Below are 8709 nucleotides of genomic sequence, written 5' to 3' on the forward strand. Positions count from 1 at the left end.
CCTATTGGCGCCGCCAAGCGAGCGCGCGTGGACATACACCGGCACAGGCACGGCCTTATTCCACGCACTCGGCGCGCAATTTGCGCTTGAGATCGAGCAAGTCTCGCTCACGGGCCCGCATGGCGCTTTTCAATTGCCCCGAGCCTTGTTGCAATCGCGCGATCGAAGCGCGGCACTGCTCCACCGAATGGCTGGAAAGGCGCAGCAGACTTTCGCGAATCGCCTTGCCGAGCGCGACATGCAGGCGTGCATAATCGACACCCACGACCTCGCGTTGATGCCCGTTTTCCGCGGCACGCTCGACCACAATTTCATCGAAATCCGCATCGTCGTCCAGTTCGATCTGGGCGTGCGACGCTTGAGGATCCACAACGACGTAGCCGGCCAACTGCTCGTCCGCTTCGAGCGAAAAGCAATCGAGGATCGCCTGGGACAAGGCATGACATGTCGCACTTACGTCACGCGCGGCCGCATGCTGCTCCAGCAACCCCGGCAGTGTCGGCACGACGCTACGCCACACCGCGCCGGCGATTTCCTCCTCCTTTCGATCGAGCCGCTCAAGGGCAACTTGCGAAGACAGGCTCAACTCGGCCAGCAACGGCAAAACCTCCGCACTCAGCGTACCCACGACTTTTTCTTCCAGGTGGTGCAGCATCATTTCGGCCGCCTTGCGCCGCTTGTATGCCAATGTCGGCTCGGTGATATCGAGCAATGCGCCGTAGAGCCTTTCGAATCCGGCCTCGGTCATCGCCTGCGCCGTTTGCCCCTGTTCGCGTGCCACGTGGGCGGAGATCGACACGGGCGGCTTCAGCAGCGCCGGGTCCACCCCCATCGCCACGAGTTTCTCCTGCGCTCGCACCTTGACATCGGCCTCCTGTTGCGCGCGGCTTCGGGCGGGCTTGTTGCACAGGACCTTGAGGATCTCGCCTTCGACTTCGTCTTCTTCGTACGCATCGCTGCGGGTCACGACCGGCAGCAGCGGCTTGTTGCGGTGAAGTTCGCGGCCCAGATCGTCGAGTTCCTGAACCTGCCCGGGCGAGGTGGAACTGGTGAGCCACAGGACACCGTCGGCACTGTCGGTGAAGCGTTGGGTCAACGCTGCGTTTTCCGGTGTCATCGAGTGCAATCCGGGCGTATCCAGCAGAACCAGCTTTTCGCCGAGCCGCACGCCTTGCAGGCGCGACGTGGTTTCGGTCGTGCCTTCCTTGAAGCGTTCCGATATCTCCACGATGCGGCCGGCGTCGAGGTAGAAGTACTGCACGGGTTTGCCATGCGCGACGAAACGGTCAGCGAGAAAATTGCAGAACGAACTCTTGCCGGCATTGAACTTGCCGAACACCAGTAGCAACACCTTGTCGCCGAAGGTGTCGGCCAGCGTCTGCGCCTGCTCCAGATCGGCCCATTGCCGGGACCACGCCTGCATGCTTTCGCGCAGTACGGTGTTGACCGTCTCGGCCTGACCCGCCAACGCACTGTGCTCTTTCAAGCCAGCGCACGCCAACCGGTTGCTTCGCAGTTCCTCGCTCAGGTTGGCGAGCCAATCGTCCAGTGAATGCAGGAGTTGCTCGACATCGCGCGCAGTGAACTCGAACTCGTCAGCCTCGGCGATGAAGCGTTGTTCGTGGCTCGCTTGCGCTTTCATGCGACAGTTTCCAGTGCGTGCAACGCGGTCGAGGCCTTGTCCGAAGCGGCAACGGCCGATTCCGTATCTGAAATGAGCGTGGCCAATGCGCGCCTGTCTGCCGACATTTCGTAATACTGAGTGAAATCGCGCTGCATGCGTTCCCGGCCCGGCGCTTCGCAGAACATCCTGCGCAAGTCTTTGCGGAACTTCACCGACACGCCCATGACAGCGACCATCACCGAGTTCAGACTGCGCGCCGCGGTTTGCTGCTCCGCCGGCAGGCCGATCACACCGTGTCCGGCGAGAAAGCCGTCGATCTCGATGCAGGCGCGCGAGTAGGCAATCTGGATGTGAGCGCGTTCCCGTTTCCCGGCCGTGATCGCATAGGCATCCTTCGCGGAGTCCGGCACGGTAGCGTGGTCCGTGCCGAGCGCATCCAACATCGCGCCGATGTCGCCGCTCACCTTGCCGATAACGGCCTCCAGCCCCTGCCCGAAGTCCTGAAGCTGTTGCTGCTGTTTCCAGCGCAAACCCTCGAGCGTATTTTGCTGCCCGGTGCGAAGCGCTTGCAGTTCCGCGCCGATTTCGCCGAACAGGAGCGCGCTCTCATGAGCCCGCGCCTGTGGCACGCGAGCCAGACCCGAGTGCAGCGCCGCACGCAGCGCAGGAATGCCGCTCTTTTCGAGCATCAGCTTCTTGCCGCCCTCCAGCCCCTTGCGATGACGCGTGGAGGAAGCGGCGTTCAGCGTAATGCCCGGCACCTGCTCGCCAATGGCGCTGCCCACTTTCTGGAATTCGCCTTCGTCCGCCAGCTGGTCCACTTGCGAAAGCACGAACAAGGTTTGCCGCTGCGTTCGCGCGCTGTCCGCGTGCAGTTCGGCGAGCAGCGCCATTTCCGCCGCGTCCAGTTCGCCCTCCTTGGCGGCGTGCACGAACAGACGGATATCCGACTTCAGCCACGCGGCTTGCAGGGCATGACGATCGTCTTCGCTGCCGACATCGGCGTCGAGCCCCGGCGCGTCCAGCCAGCGCACGCCCAGGTTCACGCTGTCCGACAGGTTCACGGTCTCGCGCTTGTCGGACACGGCAAAGGCGTCGCGACCCATCAGCTCATTGAGCAGGCTGCTCTTGCCGTGATTATATTTGCCGATGACCGTGACGACGGGCTCTCCTGCGCTCACGAGGATTTTCAGCCGCGCGATATCCTTCGCGCGATGGGGCAGCACGGATGCGACGTCGCATGCTGCCTGCTGATGAAGTTCGCTAGACACCCTCGGCTCCTCCCTTGTCCAAAAGCGTGAAATTACTCCGCCAATACGGCCACCGCCTTGATCTCGACAAAATAACCGGCTTCGCCGCCCAGCATGTGTGCTCCCACCGCCGTCCAGGCCGGCAACGGATGGGTATCGAGGTAACGATCGCGCACGCGCATGAATAGCGGCAGATCGCGCATGTCCGTATGGAACGTGGTCAAATCCACTATATCGCGCAACGTGGCACCGGCAGCCGCCAGCACCGTCTTCAGGTTCTCGAATGCCTGAACCATTTGCGCCTCACGATCCTGCACGAGTTGCATGCGCTTGTCCCGGCCAATCTGGCCGGACACGTAAATCGTGTTGCCGACCTTGACGGCGGGCGCATAGCGGATCTTTTCGTACACCGCTTCCATTCCCTCGGGAATGATGGCCTCACGCTCAGTCATTCAATGCGCTCCCATACGAACTCGATTCCGAATTGCCGCTGGCCTCGCGAGAAAACTTCCATCGCAGGAGCGCGTGCGCTGCCAGGCCGAACAACAGCCCCCAAAATGCGGCGCCCAACCCAAACAACGACATTCCGGATGCCGAAACGATAAACGTGACCAACGCGGCATCACGGTCCTTGACGTCGCTCATCGAAGCGGCCATCGCGTTGGCAATGGTCGGAAACAAGGCGAGGCCGGCGAGCGCGGCGATCAACTCCTTCGGCAACATGGCGAACAGCGACAACACGGTGGCCGCAATGCAGCCGAGGATCAGATACAGCACGCCGCCGGCCACGCCCGCGACGTAGCGTTTTTCCGGATCGGCGTGCGCCTCGTGGCCAGTACAGATCGCGGCCGTGATGGCGGCAAGGTTCAGGCCGTGACAGCCGAACGGCGCAAGCATGGCGGAAACCGCAGAAGACCAGGCAATCAGCGGTCCGGCCGATGGCGACGCGTAGCCGCTGTTGCGCAACACCGCCATGCCGGGCACCCACTGTCCGGTCAGTGCAACCACCATCAATGGCAGCGAGACGTTGACGATCGCCTGCCAGCCGAAATGAGGCATGGTCCACGCCGGCACCGTGAACTGCAACGAAGGCACGTGGCCGGTGAGCTTGCCGCCCAGCACGGCAATGAGCGCGCCCACCGCCAGCACGCCAACCACCGCATAGCGCGCAAACCAGCGGCGGCCGATGAAGAACGCCACAAACATCGCGCCGACCATCACCGGTTGCGCAGGCAGGACAACGAACATCTTCGCCGCGAAGCCGAACAGGATGCCGGCAAGCATTGCCGCAGAAATGCCGGCGGGCAGCCGGGAGACGATCTTGTCGAAGGTGCCGCTCACGCCGATCACGAATGTCGTCACGCTTGCAACCAGATAGGCGCCAACCGCCTCGGGAAAGCTCACCGTGGGTAGCAACGTAATCAGCAGCGCCGAGCCCGGCGCGGACCACGCGATGACCACCGGCACCGTGTAGCGCAGCGACAGCGCGATACCCAGCAGGCCGGAGCCGATCGATATCGTCCACACCCACGATTCCAGCAGCGCGTGCGGCATGCCCTGTGCGGCCTGGAACACGAGCACCAGCGGGCCGGCGAATGAAATCAACGTGGCAATGCTGCCGGCGACAATCGCCGGCAGCGAGGCGTCTTTCACGAGTTGGGACCAGGCACTCATGGGTCAGCCCGTGTCGCCGCCGGCAACCGGCAACACCGAACCGGTGATGTAGCTGGCTTCGTCCGAAGCGAGGAACAGGATCGGTGCGACCTGCTCGTCGATGCTGCCGTAGCGCTTGAAGAAGGTCGATTCGGTGACCTGCTGCACGGCCTCGCTCATCCAGACCTTTTCCTGCTCACTGTCGCCGGCGGCATTGCGCGGGATTCGACGCGCGGGCGCATCAGTGCCGCCTGGCGCGGTGGCGACCACGCGAATGTTGTGCTCCGCGTACTCCATGGCGAGCGACTGCGTAATCGCATTGACACCGCCCTTGGCCGCCGAATACGGCACGCGGCGGATACCGCGCGTGGCGTTCGACGACACATTGACGATGGTTCCGCGCCCGCGCGCGAGCAGATGCGGCAAGACCGCATGGCACGTATAGAGCGTGGGCATGAGCGAACGACGGATTTCCGCGTCGATCTGCGCCGGCTCGAATTCCGCGAACGGACGCATGCGGATCGCACCGCCCACACCGTTGATCAGGATGTCGATGCCGCCAAACCGCTGGACCGCAAAATCCATCGCCGCCTTCGCGCCTTCATACGTCTCGAGATCGGCGACGAATCCTGCCGTGTCCGCGCCCTGCGCCTCGGCCGCCACTTCGGCAACGAAATCCGCACGATCGACGAACAGCACCTTGCCGCCTTCGGCAGCCGCACGCAGCGCCACGCCACGGCCAATGCCCTGGGCCGCGCCGGTGACGACCATGACCTTACCTTCGAATCGTCGCATGATCAGGCCGCCTTCTGGACGACGTTGGGAGTGAACTTCTCGTAGTGGAAGCTGTTGGGCTTCACACCGGCGTCGTCGAAATGCTTGCGCACCGCATCGACCATCGGCGGCGGCCCGCACAGATACACGTCGACGTCGCCGTCGTTGAGCGCATCGGCCGGGATGTGCTGCGTCACCCAGCCCTTGCGCGGATGGTTCGATTCCGCTTCCGCAACCACGGTGGCGTAGCTGAAATTCGGCAGTTTCGCCGTGTAGGCTTCAATGGCCTCCACGAGCACGAGGTCGAGATCGCGGGTCACGCCGTAGATCAGATGTACCTTCTGCTGCGAGTTGGTGCGCGAGAGCACTTCCAGCATCGAGAGGAAGGGTGCCAGGCCCGTGCCGCCCGCGAGGAACAGCAGCGGCCGCTGCACGTCACGCAGATAGAAGCTGCCGAGCGGCCCGATCAAATCGAGCTTCGTTCCCGGCTGCGCGGATTCGAGCCAGGTGCTCATCACGCCGCCGGGAATCTTCTTGATGAGGAAGCTGACCTTCGATTCGCCCGGCGCCGACGAGAAAGAATACGAGCGGTGCTGGCCGCTGGCAGGCACGTCGATATTGACGTACTGGCCCGGCAGGAACACCGGCCCGGACGCGTCCACATCCAGCTCGAGCACGACCGCGGCGTCGTTGTGTTGCTCGACCTTCGCCACCGTTGCGGCAAACTTGCTCTGCCCCGTCTTGCACACCGTGGAAGACGCGGGGACGGCAATCACGCAATCGCTTTGCGGCACCATCTGGCAGGTGAGCACGAGGCCGCCGTCCTTTTCGTCTTCGGTCAGCGCGTCCTCGATGTAGTCTTCGCCCAGGTCGTAGCTGCCGCTTTCGGCGCGGCACTTGCAGGTGCCACACACGCCATCGGAGCAATCCATGGGCAGGTTGATCCTCGCGCGGAAGGCCGCATCAAGGACCTTCTCGCCCGCCTTGCATTCGATGAAACGGGTGACACCGTCCTCGAAATTCAGTGCAATCTTGTAGCTGGACATGGTGTCTCCTTCGTTCCCATGTAGTTCCTGAAACCCGACATCAAACGTGATAGATGTCGAGCACCTGCCGGATGTAGTCGTTCTTCAGCACGATCTTCTTGTATGAAATCAGGAAGTCGTCGCCCACCTTGCGCAGGGTGACGAACATCGTGCCAAAGAAGTGGTCGGTGATCTTGTAGCGGTGGTTCAGCGTATGGAAGTTGTAGCGCACGTCCACTTCATCGCCGCGCTCGGCCAGCATTTCCACGTTCGTCACGTTGTGGCTCGTGCGCGGCTCCGGCATCGAAGCACCGCTGCGTTCGGTCTTGATGCGGAACACGCGGTCTTCGAGGCCGCCACGATCCGGGTAATACATGAGCGAGACCTGGGACTCGTGGTCGTCGGTAAGCTGGTCATCGTCGTCCCAGGCCGGCATCCAGTACGTGACATCTTCGGCGTAACAGGCGAGCCACTCTTCCCACTGGCGATCGTCGAGCAGGCGTGCTTCGCGGTACAGCGCGGCGCAGATCTTCTGGTAATCGTTGCTCATGCCAGCGCCTCCTCGCGTTCCTTCTTCAGGGCGTCGCGCATCACATGCACCCAGTATTCGTGCTGGCATACGAACAGGCCTTCGTCTTCGCTGCGCTCGCCCGAAATGAGCGGCTTGATGCCCATCTTCGTCGCGTTCGCGTCGGGGCCGTCGACCCACAGCGGCGCGCCGCGCGAAAGATCGTTCCACAGCGCGGTCGTGCCCGCATAAGCGACCTGGCAGGCGCGGAATTCTTCCAGGTCATCGGCAGTGCCCATGCCGGAGACATTGAAGAAGTCCTCGTACTGGCGAATGCGCGTGGCGCGATCCGCTGCGCTCTCGCCCTTCGGCGCGAAGCAGAAAATGGTGACTTCGGTCTTGTCGACGCTGATCGGGCGTACCACACGAATCTGCGTGCTGAACTGGTCCATCAGGAACACGTTCGGGTACAGGCACAGGTTTCGCGTTTGATTGACGATGAAGTCTGCCTGCACTGCTCCCACACGCGCCTGGATTTCTTCGCGCTGCTTATAAACGGGCCGCACTTCCGGGTTCATCGTGTTGGTCCACAACAGGATGTGGCCGTGTTCGAACCCATAAACGCCGGCGACCGACTTGCTCCAGCTGTTGGCATCCACGGCCTGGGTGCCGTCTTCCTTGCGCCGCCCCATCGTCGCGGCGTAATTCCAGTGCACGGTGCTGACGTGGTAGCCGTCGCAGCCGTTCTCCATCTGCATCTTCCAGTTGCCGTCGTAGATGTACGAGGAGTTACCGCGCAGGACTTCGAGGCCGTTCGGCGACTGATCGACGATCTGGTCGATGATGACCCGGGACTCGCCAAGGTAGTCTTCCAGCGGCATGGCGTGCGCATTGAGGCTGCCGAACAGGAAGCCACGGTAATTCTCGAAGCGCGCGACCTTCTTCAGGTCATGCGATCCTTCCTTGTTGAACTGGACCGGATACTCCGTGGTCCGCTCGTCCTTCACCTTCAGCAACTTGCCGGTATTGGAGAACGTCCAGCCGTGGAACGGACACGTGAAGCTGCCCTTGTTGCCATGCTTGCGCCGGCACAGCATGGCACCCTTGTGCGCGCAGGCGTTGATGACGGCATGCAGCTCACCGGTCTTGTCACGCGTGATGACCACCGGCTGGCGGCCGATCCACGTGGTGTAGTAGTCGTTGTTATCAGGAATCTGGCTTTCGTGCGCCAGGTATACCCAGTTGCTCTCGAAGATGTATTTCATCTCCAGTTCGAACAAGTCGGTATTGGTAAAGATGTCGCGGCGGCAACGGAACACGCCGGTCTGCTTGTCGTCCTGCACGGCGTTGGACAGCAGGTGATCCAGATCACTGGCTTTGTCGATGATGACTGACATATTAGCTCTCCTATGCATGTCTCACGCTGTACGCAGGCCATGCATCGGTGTCGAATGATTCTCGCGGAGAAGCGGGCAGCGGCCGCGTTGTCGCGCCGCTGCCTCGAAGAGTTACGCCGTGGCCGAAGCGCGCGGGCGTTGGACGATCTGGTTGTCCTTACCTTGCACGAGCGGCGTCAACGTGAAGTTGAACTCGATGTCCTTGTACGTATCGGCCTTCAGGCCCAGCGCCGTACCACCGGTCTTTTCGACCACGTGCGGAATCAGTTCTTCGCGGGTGGCATAGGCGAAGTCGTCCCAGATCAGCGGGTCGCCTTCGATGTTGAACTGCGTGGTGAGCTTGCGGGTGTTCCCGGACGTGACGAAGAAGTGCACGTGAGCCGGACGGTTGCCGTGGCGACCGAGCCCGTTCAGCAACTGCTGCGTGGCGCCCTGCGGCGGGCAGCCGTAGCCCACCGGCATCAGCGTGCGGAATTCG

General features: G+C 62.3%; 8 protein-coding genes and 1 pseudogene. All 9 read right to left on the reverse strand.

Features of this window, described 5'->3' with window-relative positions; genetic code table 11:
* Nucleotides 1-55: 55 nt before the first annotated feature.
* The gene (locus VMJ11_RS33965; protein ID WP_325625574.1) at nucleotides 56-1642 is read right to left on the reverse strand and encodes a GTPase; all 1587 of its coding nucleotides are present in this window, start codon (nucleotides 1640-1642) and stop codon (nucleotides 56-58) included.
* On the reverse strand, nucleotides 1639-2895 hold the full coding sequence (locus tag VMJ11_RS33970) for a GTPase (protein ID WP_325625576.1): 1257 nt from the start codon (nucleotides 2893-2895) through the stop codon (nucleotides 1639-1641). The genes VMJ11_RS33965 and VMJ11_RS33970 overlap by 4 nt, the downstream gene beginning before the upstream one ends.
* A 32-nt stretch (nucleotides 2896-2927) precedes the next feature.
* Nucleotides 2928-3326 (reverse strand): RidA family protein, encoded by a 399-nt coding sequence (locus VMJ11_RS33975; protein WP_325625578.1) that lies wholly within the window; start codon nucleotides 3324-3326, stop codon nucleotides 2928-2930.
* On the reverse strand, nucleotides 3319-4548 hold the full coding sequence (locus VMJ11_RS33980) for a benzoate/H(+) symporter BenE family transporter (protein WP_325625580.1): 1230 nt from the start codon (nucleotides 4546-4548) through the stop codon (nucleotides 3319-3321). The genes VMJ11_RS33975 and VMJ11_RS33980 overlap by 8 nt, the downstream gene beginning before the upstream one ends.
* A gap of 3 nt (nucleotides 4549-4551) precedes the next feature.
* Nucleotides 4552-5322, reverse strand: a complete 771-nt coding sequence (benD, locus tag VMJ11_RS33985) for a benzoate diol dehydrogenase BenD (RefSeq protein WP_325625582.1) — start codon at nucleotides 5320-5322, stop codon at nucleotides 4552-4554.
* A 2-nt stretch (nucleotides 5323-5324) separates the two neighbouring features.
* Nucleotides 5325-6347 carry a benzoate 1,2-dioxygenase electron transfer component BenC gene (gene benC / locus VMJ11_RS33990; protein ID WP_325625584.1) on the reverse strand — a complete coding sequence of 341 codons (1023 nt, stop codon included), beginning with the start codon at nucleotides 6345-6347 and terminating at the stop codon, nucleotides 5325-5327.
* Nucleotides 6348-6387: 40 nt separating this feature from the next.
* Nucleotides 6388-6876 carry a benzoate 1,2-dioxygenase small subunit gene (benB, locus tag VMJ11_RS33995; RefSeq protein WP_325625586.1) on the reverse strand — a complete coding sequence of 163 codons (489 nt, stop codon included), beginning with the start codon at nucleotides 6874-6876 and terminating at the stop codon, nucleotides 6388-6390.
* Nucleotides 6873-8231: a Rieske 2Fe-2S domain-containing protein gene (locus VMJ11_RS34000; RefSeq protein WP_325625587.1), complete on the reverse strand. Its 1359-nt coding sequence runs from the start codon at nucleotides 8229-8231 to the stop codon at nucleotides 6873-6875. The genes benB and VMJ11_RS34000 overlap by 4 nt, the downstream gene beginning before the upstream one ends.
* Before the next feature lie 111 nt (nucleotides 8232-8342).
* A pseudogene (locus tag VMJ11_RS34005) lies at nucleotides 8343-8709 on the reverse strand (catechol 1,2-dioxygenase); the annotation flags it as partial.

Source organism: Paraburkholderia sp., assembly GCF_035501035.1.
Classification (GTDB): domain Bacteria; phylum Pseudomonadota; class Gammaproteobacteria; order Burkholderiales; family Burkholderiaceae; genus Paraburkholderia.